This window comes from Caballeronia sp. Sq4a, from assembly GCF_023170545.1.
Lineage (GTDB): Bacteria > Pseudomonadota > Gammaproteobacteria > Burkholderiales > Burkholderiaceae > Caballeronia.
The window spans coordinates 280,806-303,006 of sequence record NZ_CP084252.1; the positions used below are offsets into that span (position 1 = coordinate 280,806).

A 22,201-nucleotide genomic window follows, 5' to 3' on the forward strand; every position below is an offset into this window, starting at 1 on the left:
TCAACGCTTGAAGTGCGGCGGCACGTTACCGTCGACATTGACCCACACCGAGCGCGCTTCCGTGTAGTCGTGCATCGCTTCGAAGCCCATCTCGCGACCGTAGCCCGACTTGCCCACACCGCCGAACGGGCTGCCTGGATTCACCCGCTTGTAGCAGTTGATCCAGCACATGCCGGCATTAATTCGCGACGCGGTCTTGTGCGCGCGAGACAGGTCGCGAGTCCAGAGGCCGCTGCCCAATCCATATTCGGTCGAGTTTGCGATAGCGAGCGCTTCCTCGTCACTGCCGAAGCGCAGAACCGTGACAAACGGACCGAACACTTCTTCTTGAGCGATACGGTCGGACGCGCTTTTCGCCTCGATGACAGTTGGACGGACGTAATAGCCATTCGCCAAGGCACTGTCTTGCGGGGCGCTACCGCCCGTGAGTACGCGACCGCCTTGTTCTCGCGCCACGTCGACGAACGTCAGCACGCGGTCCAGATGCTGCTTCGATGTGAGCGGCCCCATTTCCGTATCGTCGTCCAGAGGGTTGCCGACACGAATAGACGAAGCCAGCGAAACGAATCGCTCGAGAAACTCGTCCGCGATGCGTTCATGCAGAATTAGACGTGAACCCGCGATACATGCCTGCCCCTGGTTGTGAAAGATGGCCCACGCGGCGCCGTTGATGGCGGCATCGAGATCCGCGTCGTCGAACACGATGTTCGCGCCTTTGCCGCCGAGTTCCAGTTGCACACGCTTGAGGTTGCCCTGCGAGGCGTCGACGATTCGGCGACCAGTCGCCGTCGACCCGGTAAATGCAATTTTTCCCACGCCCGGGTGTTCGGCGAGCCGCTGGCCGGCCGTGTGTCCATAGCCCGGTACGATGTTGACGACGCCTGCGGGGAAGCCGACCTCGGCCATGATTTCGACGATGCGCAACGTCGATAGAGGCGTGATCTCCGAAGGCTTCAATACCACCGTATTGCCCGCAGCGAGCGCCGGCCCCATCTTCCAGCTCGTGAACATCAGCGGGAAATTCCACGGAACAATCTGGCCGACTACGCCGATAGGCGCGCGCTGCACGTAGTTGAGGAACCCGGTTTCCACGGGAACCACGGAGCCTTGCAGCTTATCGGCCATGCCGCCGAAGTAACGGAAGCACGCGGCTGTACGCGGTACGTCGAGCGCGCGGGAATCGCGAATCGGGTGGCCGGTATCGAGCGATTCGAGCTGCGCGAGCTCCTCGGCGTTCGCCTCGATGGCGTCGGCAAGGCGCAGCAGGAGCCGGCCACGTTCGGCCGCCGCCATGGCCGACCACTTCGGGAATGCGCGAGTGGCTGCGTCGACGGCGAGATCGACATCTGCGGCAGTCGCCGCCGCGATCTTTGTAATGAGCGAGCCGTCGTGCGGATTGAGCACGTCGATGGTGCCGCGATCGACGGCATCGACAAAGCGGCCGTCAATGAAGAGTTGGTTCTGCATGAGTCTTCCTCGATTCGATGCTTCGTTCTGCTTAGAACGCAATGGGATACGGGGCAAGTTCACCGCTCTCATAGCGCTGTGGCAGATCAGGCGTGGCGTTCTCCCAAACCAGCAGCATCGAGCGCTTCGTCGAGTAGCCTTGATGCCGGATGTCGGCCGGCATCGCGCAGATGTCGCCGGCGCGCATGGTGATTCGAGCGCGCGGTGCGCCGGTGTTCTTGTCGCCGATATCCCAGACGATTTCGTCGGAGAGCTGCAGGAACCACTCGACGCGGTCGTTTCCGTGGAACACGGGCAAGATGAACTCTTCGGTGGTCGGACAGAACAGGCTAAGGCCGCAGACGGAGGTCACCGACGGGTTCCACGTCACATCTGAACGGGAAAGATATTTGAAGAGGTTGAACGCGTGAAGCTCGCCTTCGAATCCCGGCTCGACATGGACTTCCGGCTCATCCTGCGCGACGTCGAGGAACGCGCGATTGACCGGTAGATCGTTGCGCAGCGGCGAGTCGCCCGCAAGGCCCGGCATGCGGCGCGTCGCAATGCGCGTGCGTTCGATCGCCGCGTCGTTCTCGCCATGCTTGCGCCCGAACGCCGTTCCGGTTTCTTCCGGCGCTGCGAACGGGTCGAAGCCTTCGTTGGTCCAGTCGTGTAGGATGGCCTTGAACGTCGCCATGATAGTCGGCGTTTCGAAGGTCTCCGTATAGTCGACGCCCGCTTCCTTCATGATGCCGTTGAACGTGCCGGCGTACACATCCACCTTGCCGTAATGATTGCGCGTGCCGAACACATGGTCGAAGTTGACCCAGCCGTAGAAGAAGCCCCATGCCACATCGCGCATCATTGCGCGCAGGAATGCGTCTGCCGGCACGGCGTGCGTACGCGTCTGACCTTTTGCGGGCCAACTGATTTTCACGAAATACTCGTCGCGCTGGAACTCGAATTCACCGAGCTGAAAGCGGCGGTAGCCCGTGATGGCGTCCGGTTCCGTCGAGCGCACGGTGTCGGCTGCGAAGTCTGCGGGATGGTCGAGCGTGTCGAGGGTGGCCATGACTTGTCTCCTGAAACGTTGGATATCGCTGGTCGGGCTTTTAGTGCAGACAGATATCTGCCCACTTCTCTACGGACAGCGCGCCGAGTACGGTCTGCACGAGCGCGACCCCCGGTTTGCTCGCGGTAAAGCGGTATGCGCAGCCCGCGGGGAGCAGTGCCTGATGCCCTTTGCGCAGCACCACGTGGCCCATCTTTCGCCCGACGGGCTCGGTGCCTGCGCTCACGGTTCCGCGCCCGGACGTCGGCGGGTTTTCGAGCTTGATGAATTCGATGCGGACTTCGCCGTCCATCTGAATAGTGAATTCGTCGTGCGCGCATGTGTACCACGGCGATGTGCCCTCGGTACGCAGTACTTCGATCACGTATTCGAGGTTCTTGCCGGCGACGACCTTCTCGTAGGGTGCCGATTTCGATGCGACCTCGAACACGTTCGAAAACGCGTAGTGGCGAGCGCTCCCGCTCGTGATTTCGACGCCACCTTTCTTGAAGTTATCGAGGGAGCCAAAGACGGTATGGAATGCAGTGTCGGTCATTGCTGTCTCCTGTGTTGAACTGCTCGTTACGTTCAACTCTAGGGGCAACAACTGGCCGCAACAACCTGCGAGTCACCGACTACGGCATTTGCGATTCGCGAATAATCGGCCGGCGACGACGCGGCTTACCGCACCCAGCCGCGCTCGAGCAACGGCAGGTCCCACGACGGCTCAGGACCCAGATATTCGATGAGGAATTCGACAAGCGCCTTGACCTTCAATGCCTGGCGCTGGGTCGCCGGATAGACGGCTGCGAAGTTCAACGTCGAGAGTTCATAGTCCGTCAAGATGGGCACCAGTGTCCCGCTCACGAGCGCCTCGCTGGCGACCAAGGTCGGCAAACATACGATGCCTCCGCCTGTCAGCGCATAGTCCTTCAGTAAGTGCACAGAATTCGAACGAATCATGCCCGGCAATTCCATTTCCACGACCTCCGTACCGTGGATCATCGTCCAGCGGTTTCGTGAGGGATATCCCGAATACAGCGCGGTGATGTGATGCAGCAAGTCACGCGGATGCTGCGGAGCACCATGCTTTTCAAGGTAAGCAGGCGATGCACAAAACAGGCGGCGAACGTTGAATAGTCGACGCTCGATGAGCGACTCCGAGATGGGAGGGAAAATCTGGAACGCGATATCGAAGCCTTCTTCGACTGGGTCGACAACCCGGTCATTCACGATGATATCGAGTTGAATCCCCGGATAGCGTCTGTTGAATTCGGCGAGCGGCGCGCCGAAATGTCCAAGAGCAAAGCCGGGAAGCATCTGAATGCGCAAGCGCCCCGTCGGCGTCGCGCGGAGCTCGCGCATCTGGTCGGTCAGTTCATTCACGCGGCCCACGACCTCGGCGCATTCGCGATAGAACGCTTCGCCGACTTCCGAAAGTCGGACGTGGCGCGTGCTGCGGTGGAAGAGCGGCGCATTGACGAACTTCTCCAACTGCTGGATGCGGTTGGTCACGACCGAACTCGTCACACCGAGCTGTCTCGCCGCTTCGGCGAAGCTGCTTGTTTCCGCCACTCTCACGAATGCCTCAATGCTGAGAAACCGGTCCATATGGCGCTTTCCCTGTGCAAAACACCAGTTTAAATGGACCGGACGACTCAGACTGCGAAAGAATGGTTGGCTCGTGTTCCTTGTTTAACTGCGGAAAGGGTGCAGGCGGTCGACTTCGAGAAAAGGCCAACGTCTATTGTCGAAGCCAACGAGTGAATAACCGTCATGCCTTCCGAGGCGGCATAGCAGACGCATCGAATCGTGCTTGAGTTACCTCGGCTGCTCGCCTGCAGTGAGTTCAGGCCGAAGGACCGCGCGACGCTGAACGACTGCCGGCGCGGTCTCCTTCAGAAGCAAGCTGACCAGAATGCCGAGGATGACAGCGCACATCGGCAGCCAGAGGATGTTCGCGATACCGAAGTGGGTGGCGACATAGCCGCCCATCGCCGGCGCAATCCCGCCGCCGAAAATCTCGCCTACGCCCACCACTGCGCCAATGGATGTCGAGACAAGTCCGACCGGTGCAGCCTCTGTCGCCACGGGTCCGGACAGCAGCGAGACGAGGCCCAGCGTAAAGAAGGACGCGACAAATAGCACAGCAAAAAGCGCGAGCGGCTGAGCGCCGAGACCGCGGAAGATATAGAGCATCACGGCCGTTCCGGCGAAGCCCACGATGCTCGCCAGTCGGCGCCCGACGAGGTCCGAGAGGCCAGGCAAACCGAACTGGCCTAGAAAACCGCCAAAGCCGATAGCCGAGACGACGAGGCCCATCTTTTGTGTATCGAGCGAGAGGTAGTCAGTGAGATAAAGGGGCAGCAGGGCGCCGAGCACGAACACCCCCGTCATTGCGCAGCACAACGCCAGCATGGCGACAAGAATGTTTCGACTCTTGAGGACATGGCCTAGCGATGCCGGCGCATGTTCCGAAGCAACCTCCTTAACGACTTTCGGCTCGCGAATGACAAAGAACATGAGCGCTCCGAGAATTAGGCCCGGAATCGCAACTAAAGCAAAGACCCAACGCCACGTAACGAAAGCGAGCAACTGCGTGGCGATGATGGGCGACAACGCCAAGCCGAAGAGCGCAAAACCACTCTGCTGTAGACCGAGGTTCAGGCCGCGACGGCGCGGAAGCGATGCATCAGCTGTCGCCGCGAAGCTGGTCGGGCAAAAGGAGCCCTCTGCGACACCCATCAGCCCACGAATCGCGATGAGACTGAAGAGCCCGCCAGCGAGACCAGAGAAGCCCGAAAGCAGCGAGAACGCGATGATCGCCGGAATAAGCACCTTCCTGCGGCCCACCTTGTCCGAGATGCCTCCCATCAGCGCCGCGAATACGCCCCACGACAGGCCAAGGACTCCGATGCAGTTTCCTACGTCCTGCGCCGTCAGTCCGAGGTCCTTCATCATCGACGGAAACAGCGGCGCGATGAGCCATCTGTCCAATCCCACCAGCCCGAAGCCCAATGCCAGCAGCGTGACTGCCTTCCATTCGTACGAAGTGTCCCAGTCAGTTTCTTTCATTTCCGTCTCCGAGAGAGTCAGTTGTTGCAGGTGCGCAATGAGCGCAGTTGCACGTACCGACTCTGTTGCAGTTGTGCGCGGTGAAATCCGCGAGTGTGGTCGTCCGCCTTTGAGAGAGCACGATTCGATACAAAGGGGCAACGACCGAAAGATAGGGTGCGGGCGCGAGTCCTTGGTATGGAACAATCAGCGAACGCGCCATTTGCGAAATACGAATAATTGGGTCAGCGTGGTGGCGAACGTGTCGGCAGAAGGCTGCCGCGACCTACTGCAGCACCGAGGCGCCGTCTTCAGGAACGCATTAGGGGATTCCCCTGTAGACAGTCGCGCGGCGAGTGTGACGGAGCCTTGCTCTACGAGTGGGCAAACCCGCCTCGGCACCGTCTCAACGTTGCATAACCGACGTCGTCTCTGAGCACGCTGAGCAACAGGTGGTCGAAGGTTGAAGCAGCGCGCTCGACAGGAACGAGGCGAAGGGAAAGTGCCGAATTAAGGTATGCCAACAGATAGCGTTGCAAGACTGCACTGGACCTTTTCGCTGGCGTTAGCCGTGTGAGAAGGGAAAAGCATCGTCTTACAATGCCGACGAAGTTGCCCGGCTTAGCTACCGCCCGTCGCTCCCGTGCGGCGTCTGTATAGCCCGCTCGCTTCGAGCTTTTGTCGTCAGCAGGAGATCCAAGCCAAAAGGGTGCTTAGGACGTGAAATTGTCGTGTCCCTACGAGCAGCACCTCGAAACAGGCCATTTGATATTCGCGGCGAAACCCTCTATAACCTTGGAGAAGCCTTTCGAACGAGTTACGCGAGAATCATTCGTTTTGTCAGACGCGTTAATAGCATAGGAATGCGAAGCATATCGACGCGTTTTCGGCTCGTTCGCCAAAGCGATTCAACGGCAGGGGACGACAATGAACAGATCATTCGGACGTGTTAGCAGAGGTCAACTAGCTCTTTGCTTGCTCACGATTGTCGCGGCGTCTAACGGTGCCGCTCAGACCATCCCGAAGAAAGGAGTCATCGACGCGACGTACACCGCTGCGGGGACGGGCGTGAAAGAGGTCGCCGTCAGCGGGGATGATGTTGTGTACTTGTTCGAGTCGACTCTGTTGATGGGAAATGACAACAAGACGCCGTTCATGCGCAACGTGTCGGCCCACTGTCTAGAAGCCGGCTTCACTGCACAAAGCGGGACCGGCTACTGCGTGTACACCGATAAGGATGGGGACAAGTTCGTCGAGGCATTCAGCTATGCTTCGGGCTCAACGTCCGGAAAGGGGACGTTGAGTTCCGGCACGGGTAAGTTCAAGGGCATACAAGGCCAGTTCGACTGGCAACAAGTCCAAGTGCTGCCCGCCGAGAAAGGGTCCTACCATTACATCGGGAAGAAAACCGGTAGCTATCTTTTGCCCTGAGCCGTTTCATCCGTATCGTTGCACGCGCTAGCGGAGCATGGATCAGTACTTGAGATGCGCTGTGTCGCCACGTCGATTCAGCAAAGGCGTTGCGCATTCTCTCGCGCAGCAAGCGCAGGTGCATCCACATGCGCTTACGGAAAACCCTCAGCGCTTGCTCTCCAACGCCTTCTGAGTATTGCGACGAAGCTCTGCCGGCTTTCGACTGCGAACCCGCCGAACAGTGAGTGACTGACGGTCGGCCCGACAAGGTGCTGCGTTTCGTTGCATCTCTGCAAGCGGTCGCGGCGGCTGTGTTCCGCATCGCTGTCCAAGTCGGACTGTACAACCCCGCTAGCCCATGACTTTCCTGTAGCGTCTGTCTTTCTGCATTGCCACCTTGCTGACGCGCACGACGCCCGCCAGCGAGAACCCGAGACCCGCCCCTCCCGCCCACGTCCGCGTGATCCCGCCTGTCCACGACATTGAAAAATGATCGTGCGTATGACGAGCCCAACTGTCCCTTCGGCCGCCCACCGTCGCCTCCCTTTCTTCCTGTCGTAAGGTTTACCCCGATTTAAACGAAATCCAACAAAAGGGACATTCTGGCTGCTGCACGTAATCCAAGCGAAATCCAATCGACGCCTTGAAGCCCCGCCTCTGCGACTGGCGTCGCGCACGCCGCAAAGGAGAGCGATTTGGTCCTGGAACTGGAGCGAGTCAGTGTCGTTTCTGGCGGGCAACCGCATCTGTACGGCGTGGATTTGCGCCTCGTCCCAGGCGCTATCAATGTGCTCCTCGGACCCACGCAGGCCGGTAAAACCACGCTGATGCGCGTCATGGCGGGTCTCGACAGGCCGAGTGAGGGCCGAGTGCTCGTCGACGGTCACGATGTGACAGGCGTCAGCGTGCGTCAGCGCAATCTCGCGATGGTCTATCAGCAGTTCATCAACTACCCGGCGATGACGGTATTCGAGAACATCGCCTCGCCTTTGCGCCTGCAAAAGACCGACGCCGCCGAGATCCGCCGGCGCGTGCAGGAAGTCGCAGGCAAATTGCATATCGATCATTTGTTGGAGCGGCGGCCCGGCGAACTGTCAGGCGGACAACAGCAGCGCTGCGCGCTCGCGCGTGCACTCGTGAAGCGTACGTCGCTGGTGCTGCTCGACGAGCCGCTCGTCAATCTCGATTACAAGCTGCGCGAGGAACTGCGCATGGAACTGACTACGCTCTTCGCCGACGGCAATACCACCGTCGTGTACGCGACCACCGAACCTCTCGAAGCGCTACTGCTGGGCGGCTATACGGCGATCGTCGATAAAGGCCGGGTCCTGCAGTTCGGCCCCACGCTCGACGTCTATAACGCTCCGGTCAACGTCGCGGCTGCGGCTGTGTTCAACGACCCGCCGATGAACATGCTGTCGAGCGACTGCGGCAACGGCCGCGCGCGTCTGCCGATCGGCGTGGAGGTGCCGGTCCAGCACGCGGACGCTGTGAACGGCGCGTGCCGCATCGGCATCCGGCCGGGGCATCTGCGTCTTCAGGCAAAGGCCTCTCATGCGATCGCCGTTCCGTGCCGGCTCGAACTCGCTGAACTGAGCGGCTCCGAAACGTACCTGCATCTGCGCACGCTGACCGGCGCGGTCAATCTGGTTGCGCAGTTGCAGGGCGTGCATCAGATCGAGCTCGGCGCGCAGCTCGACGTTTTCATCGACCCGCGAGAACTGTTCGTGTTCGGTGCGGATACCCGACTGGTGTCCAGCCCGGAGGCAGCTCATGGCGCGCATTGAGTTCACGAATCTCGGGCACGCTTATGGACCAGGTCCCGCGACGCGCGACGACTACGCGCTTCAACCTATGAGCATGGTCTGGGATGACGGCGGCGCTTATGCGTTGCTCGGTCCATCGGGGTGCGGCAAGACCACGCTACTGAACATCGTGTCGGGGCTCGTGAGGCCGTCCGAGGGCAAGGTGTTGTTCGACGGACGCGATGTGACGGCGCTCGGCGCACGTCAGCGCAACATCGCGCAGGTGTTCCAGTTCCCCGTGGTCTACGACACGATGACCGTCTACGAGAACCTCGCGTTTCCGCTCCGTAATCGCAAGCTGCCGGACGCCGAGGTCAAAAAGCGCGTGCACGAAGTCGCGGACATCCTCGATATGACGCGCGACCTGCCGCTCAGGGCGAGCAATCTGGCCGCCGACGCCAAACAGAAAATCTCGCTCGGGCGCGGCCTCGTGCGCAAGGACGTCGCGGCGATTCTCTTCGACGAACCGTTGACCGTGATCGACCCGGCGATGAAGTGGATGTTGCGCCGCCAGTTGAAGAAGATTCATCAGCAACTCAAGCTCACACTGATCTACGTGACGCACGATCAGGTAGAAGCGCTGACTTTCGCCGATGAAGTCGTGGTCATGACGAATGGCCGCGTCGTTCAGAAGGGAGGAGCCGATGCGCTCTTTCTGCGGCCGGATCACGCTTTTGTAGGCTACTTCATCGGCAGTCCGGGCATGAATCTTTGTCCGATCGAGCTCGACGGCGACGGCGCAAGAATCGGCTCGCAGCGTTTGCCGCTCGACGCCGGCACGCTCGCGACGCTACGGGCCGCGCATCAGCAGTCAAGCGGCGCGCTCAAGCTGGGGATTCGCCCTGAGTTCGTCCGCCTCTCGCAGGAAGGAGAAGCCGGCGCGGTCGCCGCGCAAGTGCTGCGCGCGCAACAGCTCGGCAACTATCAACTGGTCACCTTGCAATGCGACGGCCATGTTTTCAATGCGAAGCTCGAGCCGCATCTAAGAGTTGTCGACGGCCCTGCCTGGCTGCATCTCATCGCGCCTGAAACCGTGTTCTTCTGCAACGACGAGAGAATCGAAACCCGCATTCTGGAAGGGGCCGCGCGATGAACAAGCCCGTCAATCAAAAGGCATGGTTGCTGGTCATTCCGGTGTTCATCTGCGTCGCGTTCTCCGCGATCCTGCCGCTGATGACGGTGGTCAATTATTCGGTGCAGGACATCATCGGGCCGACCCAGCACGTGTTCGTCGGTACGGAATGGTTTCGCAACATCATGACCGACCCGGATCTGCGCGAGGCGCTCGGCAGACAGGTCATCTTCTCCGCGTGCGTTCTGCTGTTCGAGATTCCATTGGGCGTGGGTCTCGCATTGTCGATGCCGGCTTCCGGATGGCGGGCATCGGCCACGCTCATCGTGCTTGCCATGCCGTTGCTGATTCCGTGGAACGTGGTGGGCACGATCTGGCAGATCTTCGGGCGCCCGGATATCGGACTGCTCGGCTACTGGCTGAATAGTCTCGGCTTCGACTATAACTATACGGCGAGTCCCACGGCCGCATGGATCACCGTGCTCGTGATGGACATCTGGCACTGGACGCCGCTCGTCGCGCTGCTGTGCTATGCGGGATTGCGCGCGATTCCGGACGCCTTCTATCAGGCCGCGGAAATAGATGGCGCGAGCCGCTTCGCGGTATTCCGCTACATCGAATTGCCGAAGATGCGCGGCGTGCTGATGATCGCCGTGTTGCTGCGCTTCATGGACAGCTTCATGATCTACACCGAGCCGTTCGTGCTGACAGGCGGCGGTCCCGGCAATTCCACGACATTCCTCAGTCAGTATCTGACTCAGAAAGCGGTCGGTCAGTTCGACCTGGGACCGGCGGCGGCTTTCTCGCTGATTTATTTCCTGATCATTCTGCTGCTTTGCTTCATTCTCTATAGCTGGATGAGCCGCGTAGGCAAAGGCGAATCCGCCGCGCAAGGAGCCGACCATGCAGGATAAGCGCCGCTGGATGCGGACGTCGATGCTCGTCGTCTATGTGCTGTTCGCGCTCATTCCGCTTTACTGGATGGTTTCCATCTCACTGCGCACGAACGAGGAGACCATGTCGACGTTCGCCACGCTGCCGCAGCACGCGACGCTAGCGAACTACAAGGTGATCTTCACCGATCCCTCGTGGTACTGGGGCTACATCAATTCGATCATCTACGTGCTCATGAACACGGTGATGTCGGTGTTGGTCGCATTGCCTGCCGCGTACGCGTTCTCGCGATATCGCTTTCTCGGCGACAAGCATATGTTCTTCTGGCTGCTGACCAACCGCATGACGCCGCCCGCCGTATTCCTGCTTCCATTCTTCCAGCTGTATTCGAGCGTCGGCCTGACCGACACGTACATTGCCGTCGCACTCGCGCACATGCTGTTCAACGTGCCGCTTGCCGTGTGGATTCTCGAAGGTTTCATGTCGGGCGTCTCCCGAGAGATAGACGAAACCGCGTACATCGACGGTTATTCGTTTCCCGCATTCTTCGTGAAGATCTTTCTCCCGCTCATCAAGTCGGGCGTCGGCGTCACGGCTTTTTTCTGCTTCATGTTCAGCTGGGTCGAACTGCTGCTCGCGCGCACGCTGACTTCTGTCAACGCGAAACCTATCGCTGCGGTGATGACGCGGACCGTGTCGGCGGCCGGCATGGATTGGGGCGTGCTGTCGGCGGCGGGCGTGCTGACCATCGTTCCCGGCGCGCTGGTGATCTACTTCGTGCGCAACTACATCGCGAAAGGCTTCGCGATGGGGAGAGTGTGATGTTCACCTGGATGTACTGGACCCCCGAGGTGGCGATCTTCTTCGCCTGCATCGTCGTGATGCTGGGCGGCATGACCGTATGGGAACTGCGCTCGCCCACTCATGAACGCAAGGGCTTTTTGCCTATTCCGACGACGCGCGGTGACCGGCTGTTCATCGGCCTGTTGACTGCCGCGTATATCAATCTCGCGTGGCTCGCAATCAGCGACGAGGGCGCCAGTTCCTGGCCGGGGTTCGCGGCCTCCGTGCTGATACTGCTCGCGATCATGTGGAAGGGCTAGCAATCGGACGCATGGACGCATGCAATGGAGACGGGCAACTGCCGGTTCCGCTGATGCCCCCAGCGGGCGCCGACACGGTCGAAGGGGCACGGAAGAAACAGGAGAACACCATGCATCAGAGGAGACGGATCGTCACGCTGGCATTGGCGAGCATCGTGTCAGGTGCCTTCGCGAATCAGGCGCTCGCGGGCACGCCCGAGGCGCAGAAATGGGTGGACAGCGAGTTTCAACCGAGCACGCTTTCGAAACAGCAGCAGATGGACGAGATGAAATGGTTCATCGACACCGCTGCGAAACTCAAATCGCAGGGCGTCAAGGAGATTCATGTCGTGTCGGAAACCATCGACACGCATACCTACGAATCAAAGACGCTCGCTGCCGCGTTCAGTGAAATCACCGGCATTCAGGTGAAGCACGACATCATTCAGGAAGGCGACGTCGTCGAGAAATTGCAGACCTCGATGCAATCCGGGCAAAGCATCTACGACGGCTGGATCTCGGACTCCGATCTGATCGGAACGCACTATCGCTATGGCGTGATTGTTCCGCTGTCCGATTACATGGCAGGGGAGGGCAAGGAATACACGAACCCCGGGCTCGACCTGAAAGACTTCATCGGCACGAGCTTTACCACCGCGCCCGACAAGAAGCTCTATCAGCTTCCCGACCAACAGTTCGCGAATCTCTACTGGTTCCGCGCGGACTGGTTCGCACGCAAGGATCTGCAGGACAAGTTCAAGGCGAAGTATGGCTACGATCTCGGCGTGCCGGTCAACTGGTCCGCGTACGAAGACATCGCCGAGTTCTTCACGAACGATGTGAAGAACATCGACGGAGAGAAAGTTTACGGCCATATGGATTACGGCAAGAAGGACCCATCGCTCGGCTGGCGCTTCACGGACGCATGGCTCTCGATGGCGGGCGCAGCCGACAAGGGCATTCCGAACGGCATGCCCGTCGACGAATGGGGCATTCGCGTGACGCCCGACGGCTGTCATCCGGTGGGTGCGTCGGTATCGCGCGGCGGCGGCACCAACAGCCCGGCAGCAGTGTATGCGACGACCAAGTACATCGACTGGCTCAAGAAATACGCGCCGCCGGAAGCGTCGGGCATGACCTTCAGCGAGGCTGGCCCGGTGCCCGCGCAAGGCCGTATTGCGCAACAGGTGTTCTGGTACACGGCGTTCACGGCGTCGATGCTCAAGCCGGGCAACGTCACGAATGCGGACGGCACGCCGAAGTGGCGCATGGCGCCGTCGCCGCACGGCGCTTACTGGAAAGACGGCATGCAGAACGGCTATCAGGATGTCGGCTCGTGGACGTTCTTCAAGTCGACGCCGCCGAAGCAGCGAGCCGCCGCATGGCTGTACGCGCAGTTCGTCACGTCGAAGAGCGTGTCGCTCAAGAAGTCGATTGTCGGTCTCACGTTCATTCGCGACTCCGATATTCATAGCGACTACTTCACGAAAAACGCGGACAAATACGGCGGCTTGATCGAGTTCTATCGCAGTCCGGCGCGCGTCGCGTGGACGCCGACCGGCAACAACGTGCCCGATTATCCGAAGATGGCGCAACTCTGGTGGAAGAACGTGGGCACCGCGGTCGCGGGTGAGAAGACTCCGCAGGCTGCAATGGACAACCTCGCGAAAGAAATGGATCAGGTGTTGGCCCGTTTGCAGCGAGCCGGAATGAAGGTTTGCGCGCCGGAACTCAATCCGCAAAGCGATCCGTCCAAGTGGCTGTCAGACCAGCATGCGCCTTGGAAGCGCCTTGACAACGAAAAACCCAAGGGCGAAACAGTGAAGTATGAGCAACTGCTGTCAGCCTGGAAGGCGGGCAAGGTACGGTAGTGATTCGCGGGTGCTCGGCGGTCTCAACGCACAGGGCCGCTGGCAAGCCGCGCTCCAGCGCCTATCGACAAACGCGATGCGCCGGCCTCGCAACCGGCGCATCGCGTTCTGCTTCAGAAGCTATCGGTCAGAGTAGGGAAGTCCGAGGCGGAAGCCTACGACGTGATCGACCGCAAACGAGGTGGTCATGCCCGGCTGGAGAAGCAGGGCGTCACGCTGGACACTGCTTGGTTTTACTGCATTCGTCGACAGGCGAGCGCACAAGGTGTCTCTCTGCTGCACTGAGCACCCCCCTAAAAAAAAAAACCCCGACCATTGGTCGGGGTTTTTTTTCTCGTCGTTCCGACGACTATTTGAAGCGCACAACGTAGTTGAGACGCCACTTCAACACAAAGAAAAGGATCTTGAGGAAGGGGATCAAGATACCCACTGCCCAGAGCAGAGTGAGCCCCGCCGCGAACAACAACGATTCGCTGAATCCGTTCTTCGGCAGATGGACAATCACGAACATGGAGAAAAACGACGCGGTGGCGATAATGGTGCGTCGCGTGTAAAACGGCAGCGCCATGAACCTAGCGTACATCATCGGCTCCTTCAGCTGAGCGGAGCCAGGCACGATGAAACAGATAAGCTGCCTCCCACGCAGCCAGCGCGGCGGCCACCAAAATCCACATGCGAACGCCGCGCGTCCAGTCGGCTTGCGCCAAGGTTTCTAAAAAGCCCATTTCTTCCTCCGTCGCCTATGCAGGCCTGAACTATACGTTCCTATCTTGTCAGCATTCTCGCATTGTCAAGCGGGCGCGAAGTGCACTGACGCCCCCTTCCATCGCGGCGTCAACCGAAGTTCAGGTTTTCAGCCAGAAACGCGTAGTCGAAGTCCGGTTCACCGTCGCGGTCGGTTTTGCTCGCAGCTGTAACGACCGCGTCGCCCGCGGATGTAACGATCGTTGGTCCGGCGATTGGCTGACCGGTCGCAGCCGGCGCATCGCGCGTCCCCGGCTGGTGGCTGACCGAAACGCTGCCTCGCAGCGCATCTTCGGCAAGGCGCTTCAACAGCGCCGCACGCTGCCTCGGGTTGGAGATCGCAACCAGAGCATCGAACAGCGCGGGCGTCACTACTTCGCTGATTGTTACCTTGATCTCCAAAGCGCCTGTCATGCGGGCACTCCTTCCTTGCGCTTCTTATCGCGCAGCAGCGTTGCCTCGCCAGCAGCAAGGAACCCCTTGACGTTCGTGAAACACGGATCTGCCATATGGTCGATCCTCAAATGGGGGAAACGCGCTTGTATCTCGGACTTGTAGAGAGCCGCACCTCCACCGGTAAGAACGATTGAGCGAATGTCGACGGTGTTTTTCACACCAGCTTGGATCGCTTTAACCGCCGCGTCTATGACCGTTTGCGCTCCAGGCAGGAACTCGCGAAGGTCGTAGTCGTTCCCGTTGAGCAGCAATGTGGACCCGGTGCGCAACGCCTTATCGATCCGCTCAATCCCCTGCGTGTCGATATGCAGTTTCTCCTTGATGACAGCCGCGATAGCCTCGTAATAGTGAGATGCGCCGCTGTGATGACCTCCGCTGCGCTCCTCGTCGATCGTGAGCCCCGTTGCCACAACCCAGTCCGTAGTGAAGTAGCCAACGTCAATAATAAGGTGAGGATCCTCTTTGTCGAACTCGTGATAGCGCGAGAAGTTCACCAATGCGCCCAGAGGCTGCGGCAGCACGATGACGCTCCCGACATCGAACTCGACTTCGCCGTAGGCATTCTTGCCGGCGAAGGCACTGCGCAAATGCGCGACGTGGGTGTGGAAGTTCCGCATCGGCAGACCGAGGACCAAGCGGTCGACCGATGCAATGTTGGCGAAATGGAACGCGCCTGCCAGCAATGCGGCATAGCTCGAAGTGGTGCAGTAGTCGTCGTTCAGCGTCGCGCCCGCATCGCCGTTGCGCGAACTCAACAGGACGCCCGGGCCGACCTGATAGCGCTTCCCTTCTACCTCCACGGCGATCGTCTTCGGCGTCGTGATCAATCCGGCGCTTTCCTTGGCGATCGTATGTGCTTTGTACGGCGGCGTCAGCGATGGGAACATAAACGTTGAGACGTCAGATCCATTGCGAAAGGCAACCTTCGTGTTGCCATAACCGACGTCGACAGCAAGGACGGGCGCATTTACTTTCATTGCGTTCATTCTCTCTCCAGAGCATTTCAATAGGCCACACTCATCTGCCCGTTATCTGACAGAAAAGTGGCAGATGGGCGGTGATGACGCGTTCTCTCTTCCAACGTCCGGATAACTGTCAGTTATCTCCACCTTAACGGTGAGAAGCAAGAGTGGGTGCCGGGCCTTGCTTCAATCCGTTAGTTATCTGGACGAATTCGGTGAGAAAAGTCCACTTCACACGCGTCCAACTCTACAGATCGGCACGGAAAGTCAAGGAAGCAAAAGCTCACTACATTTAGGCAGCTTTCGAAAATTGCGTTGTCTTCCGAGCGGCTAATATTCCAATCACCAACCGCGCGACCAGCGCATCGAACCTCCTATACGGACCATCGAGGGGACCGCTTTGCCTAGCGAAAATCCCCTCTGTCACAGGCCGCAAAATCATGCGGCCTTTTTCTGAATCAAATCAAACGCACCGTGAGCCAAGTTGAGGAACACGGACACGCGATATCCATTGGGTTTGCGGGCAGTTCAGCCCGAGAAAGCAAGTTGAGTCGAGGTGCGAGCGGACACGGACACAGTCTGCTGCTGCTAACACCGACGCATTCGACGGCATGGACGCATCCTTACAGCACACGAAGCTGGGTACGTTGCATGAGGCCCGACACACCGCGGCGGATTCAACGCGCTTGGGGATGGGGGAGCGAGCAAGCCAGAGAGGCGACTGCTCCCTGTACGGAAGACGAACGGTCGGCGCAACCGGAACAAGACAGCGCAAAAGCAATTACCGAGCAATTGGCCTCAGCGCATCAGTGCTAAGGCCGGCGCGGTAGCCGTAGCAGCGGCATAGCCGAGTCGCGCAGCGAAAAGCGCGCGACAGGACTGTCGGCAGTAGCAGGGAAAGCAATCAACGGCGAGAGGTTCCGCGAAGCGGGCCCGCGTTGATGCCTACCAGGAGCTAGTCGGCGGCGGTCAACACGCGAAGCGTGAGACCGGCAGCACGCAGCAAAACGGACGGTCGATGCACGTTTCTTCCACGTGCGGGGCTGATCGAATGGAATCGCTAAAGGCGAGGAAGGCTGGACCCGGCGGGGTTACGCGGCGCGCAGCGCGAAGAGACGAGGGGATAGGCTCCCTGCGGTCCTCGCCCGGCGACAACGGGATCGGGCACATGTCAGTGTCCGCGTACCAAGCGCAAAACAACGAGGAAACGATGCAGGAGCCGTTGGAGGTGTTCGTGCTTCGAAAGGCAGTAACGGGCTCATATGTTGTCGGCTCGTACCACCGCGTCTTGGGGCCTGTTTTCCTAGACGTATTCCGTTCGGTCGGACGGCATCATGGGCTGACGCTAGACCTGGACCGCGCTCATCGCTTCGAGCGCAATGCGGTCGACATGGATGGGTTTCTAGCGAAGCTCGACAAATGTAACTACAAGTCCGGCGGGCATGCCGGCGACTTCGCCTCCCTGTGCGAGCAAACTTCAGTCACCCCTGAGAGCTTGGTTGCGTGGGCAAAAGCCACACCTTGAATAGAGGTTTTAGCGCCTGCGCCGCCGCTGTATTTGCGCGCTTTCGGACCGGCCGTCGAGCGCTATTCGCCCTGGACGCCAGACGTTTCTAAAGCACTCCGCTTCAGTGCTCGAGAAATCCTGCTTGAGCCATCGCTCAGGCGAGTCGAGCCGCACGGGCGTTTCGTCTCGCTGGCGGCGGGTCATGCCACCACTACAAATTCGCAGAAATCCGCCCAGGAGCCGTGGGTCAATCATCCGCTTGAGGCAGACCTAGCGTGGTCCATGTGGCAGTTGTCCGTGCGATACGGCTTTGACGATGTGAATGCTCGACGAGCTGCGCTTAGGCATGCGGCGGCGGCCGGCTGGGAATCCGCGGCGGCAGGTGTGATTGAGATATCCGGCCACATTGCACGGTCGCCCGAGCTGCGCCAATCGTTCGAGACGGGACGGGCGCTCTGCTACTCAACTAATCACTTGATCAAGAAAGCACTGGGGAATCGCTAATGTCGGTCACCGTAAACGTCCGCTCGGAACTTCGTCGCTACAACTTGCCAGAGGACTTCAAGGTTGCACTCGAACGGCTACTGGAGGACAACGTCGCTCGCGTGCACAGCCGGACTCGCGTGAGTAAGAACCCGCTGTCATTAAAGACACAGGCATATCGGATCCAGAAGATCTGCCACGCATTCGTGGAACTTCGCGAGAACGGATACGCTTTGAAATCTCCGTGGGCCTTGAAGCAGAAGCACGTCGAGGCACTTGTGGACATCTGGGTTCGTAAGAAGCTGACGGGCGGAACAATCGAAAACAAGCTGACCTATCTTCGCGCACTCGCCCAGTGGATGCATAAGCCGAACCTGATTGGCCCGTTGGAAAGCTACGTTGACCGCAGAGAGCAAGGTCTTGTTCGCTCGTACATCGCCACCGAGGACAAGTCGTGGGAGGGCAATGGAGTCGATTCGATCGAGAAGATGACCGAGTATTCGGCGATGGAAGTTCGAAGCGAATACAAAGTCGAGCGCGAGCTCAACACGTTCTGCCGACGGCTGCTCTCGCGGCTTGTGATGGAGGCGAGCCGCAAGTTCGCGCCCGCAGGCGGCAGAATCGAGATTGACCAGAGTCGCGAACTCGACCGATGCGGCCTCGATATCGAAGAAGAGCTGCGGAAGCACAACGTCCCTGACCTGAACGGCTTCTGGCAACACTTGGAGCGAACGTTCGGCGGCGAAGCTGGCGAGCGCGTTGCGTTCGAGCAAGCAGCCAAGGCCATCATCGACGGCTTCTGGTTGAAGCCCGACACCGAGATCAAGCGCACCAGCAGCGCGGTGATTCTCGAAAAGCGCGTCACCTCTCAAGGTTCGTATCAGTCGAAGGGGCAGCGCGAGGTCTATTACTCGTCGCAGCAAACCGTTGTCTCGACCTTCGACGGTCTGGCGACCTTCGCGAAGAAGCACCAGTTCACCGCGCTCGCGATGCAACTGCGCAACTTCAACATTCACCGCCTCACTTTTTCCACCCGCGACAAGTTGAGCTTCCCGGGTCTGGAAATAGTGATGTTCAACGACAAGTGGCAGTTCAAGTTTGCCCACGACGTGGGCGACGCTTTGTCCCTCTTCATCAGCGAGTTCGGCGCGCAGTACCTCGCCTCGCGCGACCGGTATTGATCCGCGACCGTTCCTCATTCTGACCCGCTTCGGCGGGTCTTTTCATTTTTAGGAGCAAATCCGTGCAGAGAGATCTGTTTTCGTTCGAGCGCGACTGGTATGAACCGTTGCGTGCGATCCGAAGTCTAGGGTCGCAGGCGCCGTCGATCGCTCATCAGGGCGAGCTGGCAGCGGCACGCCGGCAGCACCTTGGGCAGTTCTTCACCCCGGACGCGATCGCCGCGTTCATGTGGAGCTTCGTGAGCGGCTGGCGAATCGATCGGCGCATCCGCATCCTGGATAACTCGGTAGGCTCGGGCAGGCTGTTGCAGTACGCTGACCCGGAACGCCATGCCGTGTACGGCATCGACGTCCATGCCGAGGTTATCGAGCAATGTCAGAAGGTATTCGAAGAGGCCGGGTTCCACTGCGAGTTCCGGCGAGCCGGCATGGAAGAGATCCATCCCGCGCGCTTCGATATCGCGTTGATCAATCCGCCGTTCTCGATTCACCTCGAGTCGCCGCATCTTCAGCCGCTCGGATGCACCACGTGGGGCCGGTATGGCGCGTACACCAGCGCGCTGAGCCACGACTACGCGGTACATCAGGCGTTGGAAGCGGCGAACATCGTGGTTGCGCTGTTGCCGCTCACGACGGCCGAGGCGATGGCCGCCGGCGAGCAGGGTGACAGTCTGAAGCGTCGCGCCGCGGGCTTGTTCGAGCTGCCGGGCGACGCGTTCAAGCTGGAAGGTGCGAACGTGCGCACGGCGGTGGTCGTGTTCGACCGCTACCGCGATCGCCCGTCCGACTTCGTGCGCGCGGTAGTTCAGGACCTCGCGGAGCCGGGCCCGAATCTCGGCCTGCATTTCGAGGAACGGTCCTATGGCGAAGCGCGGCTGCGACTGCAGAAGCTCGATGACAGCGTGCCGTTCATCACGCGTGCCGTCACCGGCGACAAGTCGGTCAAGGTATCGCACGATGGTCGGTGCATTCGCCTGTCCTTCGCTTGCGGCTTCAACGAGGCGATGGTGCTCAATGCGGTGCTCGTAAAGCGCATCTACTCGAGCGACGGTCACCGCCTGCCCCGTGGCTTTCGCTATTCCGGGCAGGGCATGCTGGATATGGAAGCGTATCTTGTGCAGGACGACCCGGTGCGAGCGTTCGGGCAGTTGCTTGATCGGATCCGCAGCGTAGGCGGGGAGCCGCAACTCGCACCCGGTTTCATGGAGCACTTTCGCAGACGCATGCGACGCAGCCAGCGACAGTCAGTACCGTTGCGGCACGTTGCCTGGACCACTGGTGCGGGATCGCAAGATCACGTGTCGGGGGTCGCGAAGGAGACCCACAAGGTCGACGCGACGCGCTGGGCCAGTCCGCTCATCAAGGCGGGCGCCGAAGTTCAGTTCGACCGCGAGGCTGACGGCCGATACCAATACGCGGTGCATGGCGTTTCGTATCACCTGTCGGTCGACGAGCTCAATGCGCGGTTTGTGGTCGAGAACGTGAGCGAGGGGTGGGAAGTCGTGCACGAAGGTCTGTGCGTGCGCTTTCCGGACCAATGCTCGACGGCAAGTACGGCGAGCAATTCCCGAAAGACGCGCTCGTCCCTATGGACCTTACCCTCGCTGAGCTGATCGCCGGCAAACAAGGAGTTCGATGATGAATGCTGGTGCTTTGAATCCTGCCGATGCCGCGCTTCAACGCTCATTTCCGACTGTCATGGTGCCCCGGCGTGAGCCGGTCGCGCCAATGCAGGCGGCAGGTGAGCGGCTGCTGATCGGCGAGAACGGTGTCTTCCTAGAAATCGATCTGCCGTGGCTCTCGGTCGTTCGCCGCATTGCGCACTACACGGTCCCGACCGCGATCCCGTACGGGAAAGTGGTCGAGTCGACAGAGTTGCGCTGTGGTGCGGTGCCGCCCGAGTTGATCGGCGAGTTCGTCACGATGGCGCGCGCCGCGCATCCGCTGGAAACCGGTGCGTGGGTCGTCTGGAACGTCGAGACGAAGCAGTTTCGCCTCGCACCTGTGAAGGTGCTGTCACAGGGGACCGGGTCGCTGAAGTACGAGCGACCAGATCTTCTGCCAAGCGAACTGCGGGTCATCGACTGCCATTCGCATGGCGCGCATCCCGCGTACTTCTCGCCGACAGACAACGAAGATGACCGTCACGAGACGAAGTTCGCTTTCGTCGTCGGGAACTGCGCGTCGTCGGTGCCGAGTATGGCGATGCGCTTGTGCGCTAAAGGCATCTTCGAGAACGTCGAGCGCGTGCCGAGCAGTTGGTACGCGGCGGCTCGCGCTCAGGAGGTTGCATGAACGGGATCATCCGACATCAACTTCCTTCGCGGATGCTCGAGCGAAGCTGGAATGTGGTCGTAGTCGGCGCGGGCGGTACCGGAAGTGCGGTGCTCCCGAGCTTGGCGCGGCTGCACCACGCGATGCTGGAACTGGGCCATCCGGGCGGCATCGACTGCACCGTCTTTGATGACGACACCGTCAGCCCGACCAACGTCGGCCGGCAGGGCTTCTATCCGAACGACGTGGGCGAGTACAAAGCATCGCTTATCGTCAATCGGCTAAACGCACTGATGGGCACGAACTGGCGGGCGGAAACCCGGCGCTTCGGTCCGGGCGAGCCGCTCTACAACGTCGATCTCGTGATCGGCTGCGTCGATACGCGAGCCGCTCGTGCTGCGATTGTTGGCGCCGCCCAGCACACGGGGGCGTATTACCTCGACTGCGGCAACGACACGGATCGCGGACAAGTTGTCATCGGTCAAGTCTGTAGCAAGAGCTACGCGCTGAAACATCCGGAACGGCTGCCCCATGTGGGCGAGTTGTTTCCGGAACTGATTGACGCGAAGCTCGATGCGAAAGACGAGACCCCGTCCTGTTCGATGGCCGAGGCGCTGCGCAAGCAGTCGCTGGTCATCAATCAGGCCATCGCGGTTCAAGCGTTCAACATGCTCTGGACCATGTTTCGAACTGGCGCGGTGCCGTTCTCGGGCGTGTTTGTGAACCTCGCAACGGGGCGCACGAATCCGATTCCGTTGGATGCGGCCGCGTGGGCGCGCTTTGGGTACGAAGTCCCGAAGCCGCCTGTGAAGAAGGCGAGGAAAAGCCGAAAGGCCAAGCTCGCTGCCTAGTAAGTCGTTGTTCCATCACTGCCGACCCCCGCAAAGGGGTCGGCATTTTTCTTTC

The 22,201-nt window shown here is 60.0% G+C and carries 21 protein-coding genes; 12 read left to right on the plus strand and 9 right to left on the minus strand.

The genetic code is table 11. From position 1 onward, the window contains the following. From LDZ24_RS20810 to LDZ24_RS20830, 5 genes are all read right to left on the minus strand, one after another. Nucleotides 1–1,467: an aldehyde dehydrogenase family protein gene (locus LDZ24_RS20810; RefSeq protein WP_248324007.1), complete on the minus strand. Its 1,467-nt coding sequence runs from the start codon at nt 1,465–1,467 to the stop codon at nt 1–3. Nucleotides 1,468–1,498: 31 nt separating this feature from the next. Further along, nucleotides 1,499–2,518 carry a hydroxyquinol 1,2-dioxygenase gene (locus LDZ24_RS20815; RefSeq protein WP_248324008.1) on the minus strand — a complete coding sequence of 340 codons (1,020 nt, stop codon included), beginning with the start codon at nt 2,516–2,518 and terminating at the stop codon, nt 1,499–1,501. Between the two features lie 40 nt (nt 2,519–2,558). Continuing rightward, on the minus strand, nt 2,559–3,053 hold the full coding sequence (locus LDZ24_RS20820; protein WP_248324009.1) for a hydroxyquinol 1,2-dioxygenase: 495 nt from the start codon (nt 3,051–3,053) through the stop codon (nt 2,559–2,561). A gap of 125 nt (nt 3,054–3,178) precedes the next feature. After that, the gene (locus tag LDZ24_RS20825) at nt 3,179–4,108 is read right to left on the minus strand and encodes a LysR family transcriptional regulator (protein WP_248324010.1); all 930 of its coding nucleotides are present in this window, start codon (nt 4,106–4,108) and stop codon (nt 3,179–3,181) included. A 210-nt stretch (nt 4,109–4,318) separates the two neighbouring features. Beyond that, a complete protein-coding gene (locus tag LDZ24_RS20830; RefSeq protein WP_248324011.1) occupies nt 4,319–5,572 on the minus strand; it encodes an MFS transporter in 1,254 nt (417 codons plus the stop codon). Between the two features lie 954 nt (nt 5,573–6,526). On the opposite strand from LDZ24_RS20830, the gene LDZ24_RS20835 reads away from it, so the two are divergent. The 7 genes from LDZ24_RS20835 to LDZ24_RS20865 all read left to right on the plus strand — a co-directional run bounded on the left by LDZ24_RS20835 (nt 6,527) and on the right by LDZ24_RS20865 (nt 13,688). Next, on the plus strand, nt 6,527–6,982 hold the full coding sequence (locus LDZ24_RS20835; protein WP_248324012.1) for a hypothetical protein: 456 nt from the start codon (nt 6,527–6,529) through the stop codon (nt 6,980–6,982). Between the two features lie 677 nt (nt 6,983–7,659). After that, a complete protein-coding gene (locus LDZ24_RS20840; RefSeq protein WP_248324013.1) occupies nt 7,660–8,751 on the plus strand; it encodes an ABC transporter ATP-binding protein in 1,092 nt (363 codons plus the stop codon). Next, nucleotides 8,738–9,862, plus strand: a complete 1,125-nt coding sequence (locus LDZ24_RS20845) for an ABC transporter ATP-binding protein (protein ID WP_248324014.1) — start codon at nt 8,738–8,740, stop codon at nt 9,860–9,862. The genes LDZ24_RS20840 and LDZ24_RS20845 overlap by 14 nt, the downstream gene beginning before the upstream one ends. Continuing rightward, the gene (locus LDZ24_RS20850) at nt 9,859–10,755 is read left to right on the plus strand and encodes a carbohydrate ABC transporter permease (protein WP_175942867.1); all 897 of its coding nucleotides are present in this window, start codon (nt 9,859–9,861) and stop codon (nt 10,753–10,755) included. The genes LDZ24_RS20845 and LDZ24_RS20850 overlap by 4 nt, the downstream gene beginning before the upstream one ends. Further along, complete coding sequence (locus tag LDZ24_RS20855; protein WP_175942869.1) at nt 10,745–11,557, plus strand: carbohydrate ABC transporter permease; 813 nt, start codon at nt 10,745–10,747, stop codon at nt 11,555–11,557. Before LDZ24_RS20850 ends, LDZ24_RS20855 begins: the two co-directional genes overlap by 11 nt. Then, the gene (locus tag LDZ24_RS20860; protein ID WP_175942871.1) at nt 11,557–11,838 is read left to right on the plus strand and encodes a DUF2160 domain-containing protein; all 282 of its coding nucleotides are present in this window, start codon (nt 11,557–11,559) and stop codon (nt 11,836–11,838) included. The genes LDZ24_RS20855 and LDZ24_RS20860 overlap by 1 nt, the downstream gene beginning before the upstream one ends. Before the next feature lie 110 nt (nt 11,839–11,948). Beyond that, on the plus strand, nt 11,949–13,688 hold the full coding sequence (locus tag LDZ24_RS20865; protein ID WP_248324015.1) for an ABC transporter substrate-binding protein: 1,740 nt from the start codon (nt 11,949–11,951) through the stop codon (nt 13,686–13,688). 349 nt (nt 13,689–14,037) lie between these two features. Here LDZ24_RS20865 and LDZ24_RS20870 read toward each other — a convergent pair whose 3' ends face one another. The 4 genes from LDZ24_RS20870 to LDZ24_RS20885 all read right to left on the minus strand — a co-directional run bounded on the left by LDZ24_RS20870 (nt 14,038) and on the right by LDZ24_RS20885 (nt 15,874). Continuing rightward, the gene (locus LDZ24_RS20870) at nt 14,038–14,256 is read right to left on the minus strand and encodes a hypothetical protein (protein WP_248324016.1); all 219 of its coding nucleotides are present in this window, start codon (nt 14,254–14,256) and stop codon (nt 14,038–14,040) included. Nucleotides 14,257–14,260: 4 nt separating this feature from the next. Then, nucleotides 14,261–14,413: a hypothetical protein gene (locus LDZ24_RS20875; protein ID WP_248324017.1), complete on the minus strand. Its 153-nt coding sequence runs from the start codon at nt 14,411–14,413 to the stop codon at nt 14,261–14,263. A gap of 109 nt (nt 14,414–14,522) precedes the next feature. Continuing rightward, a complete protein-coding gene (locus LDZ24_RS20880; protein WP_248324018.1) occupies nt 14,523–14,846 on the minus strand; it encodes a hypothetical protein in 324 nt (107 codons plus the stop codon). Beyond that, on the minus strand, nt 14,843–15,874 hold the full coding sequence (locus tag LDZ24_RS20885; protein WP_248324019.1) for a PRTRC system protein D: 1,032 nt from the start codon (nt 15,872–15,874) through the stop codon (nt 14,843–14,845). Before LDZ24_RS20885 ends, LDZ24_RS20880 begins: the two co-directional genes overlap by 4 nt. A 1,144-nt stretch (nt 15,875–17,018) precedes the next feature. Here LDZ24_RS20885 and LDZ24_RS20890 point away from each other — a divergent pair. The 5 genes from LDZ24_RS20890 (at nt 17,019) to LDZ24_RS20910 (ending at nt 22,146) form a co-directional block, all read left to right on the plus strand. Next, nucleotides 17,019–17,375 (plus strand): hypothetical protein, encoded by a 357-nt coding sequence (locus LDZ24_RS20890; protein WP_248324020.1) that lies wholly within the window; start codon nt 17,019–17,021, stop codon nt 17,373–17,375. A gap of 485 nt (nt 17,376–17,860) precedes the next feature. Further along, nucleotides 17,861–19,021: a phage integrase N-terminal domain-containing protein gene (locus LDZ24_RS20895; protein WP_248324021.1), complete on the plus strand. Its 1,161-nt coding sequence runs from the start codon at nt 17,861–17,863 to the stop codon at nt 19,019–19,021. Between the two features lie 62 nt (nt 19,022–19,083). Continuing rightward, on the plus strand, nt 19,084–20,634 hold the full coding sequence (locus LDZ24_RS20900; RefSeq protein WP_248324022.1) for a class I SAM-dependent methyltransferase: 1,551 nt from the start codon (nt 19,084–19,086) through the stop codon (nt 20,632–20,634). A 25-nt stretch (nt 20,635–20,659) separates the two neighbouring features. After that, nucleotides 20,660–21,316 (plus strand): PRTRC system protein A, encoded by a 657-nt coding sequence (locus LDZ24_RS20905; protein ID WP_248324023.1) that lies wholly within the window; start codon nt 20,660–20,662, stop codon nt 21,314–21,316. Further along, nucleotides 21,313–22,146, plus strand: a complete 834-nt coding sequence (locus LDZ24_RS20910) for a PRTRC system ThiF family protein (protein ID WP_248324235.1) — start codon at nt 21,313–21,315, stop codon at nt 22,144–22,146. The genes LDZ24_RS20905 and LDZ24_RS20910 overlap by 4 nt, the downstream gene beginning before the upstream one ends. The last annotated feature ends 55 nt before the right edge of the window (nt 22,147–22,201 follow it).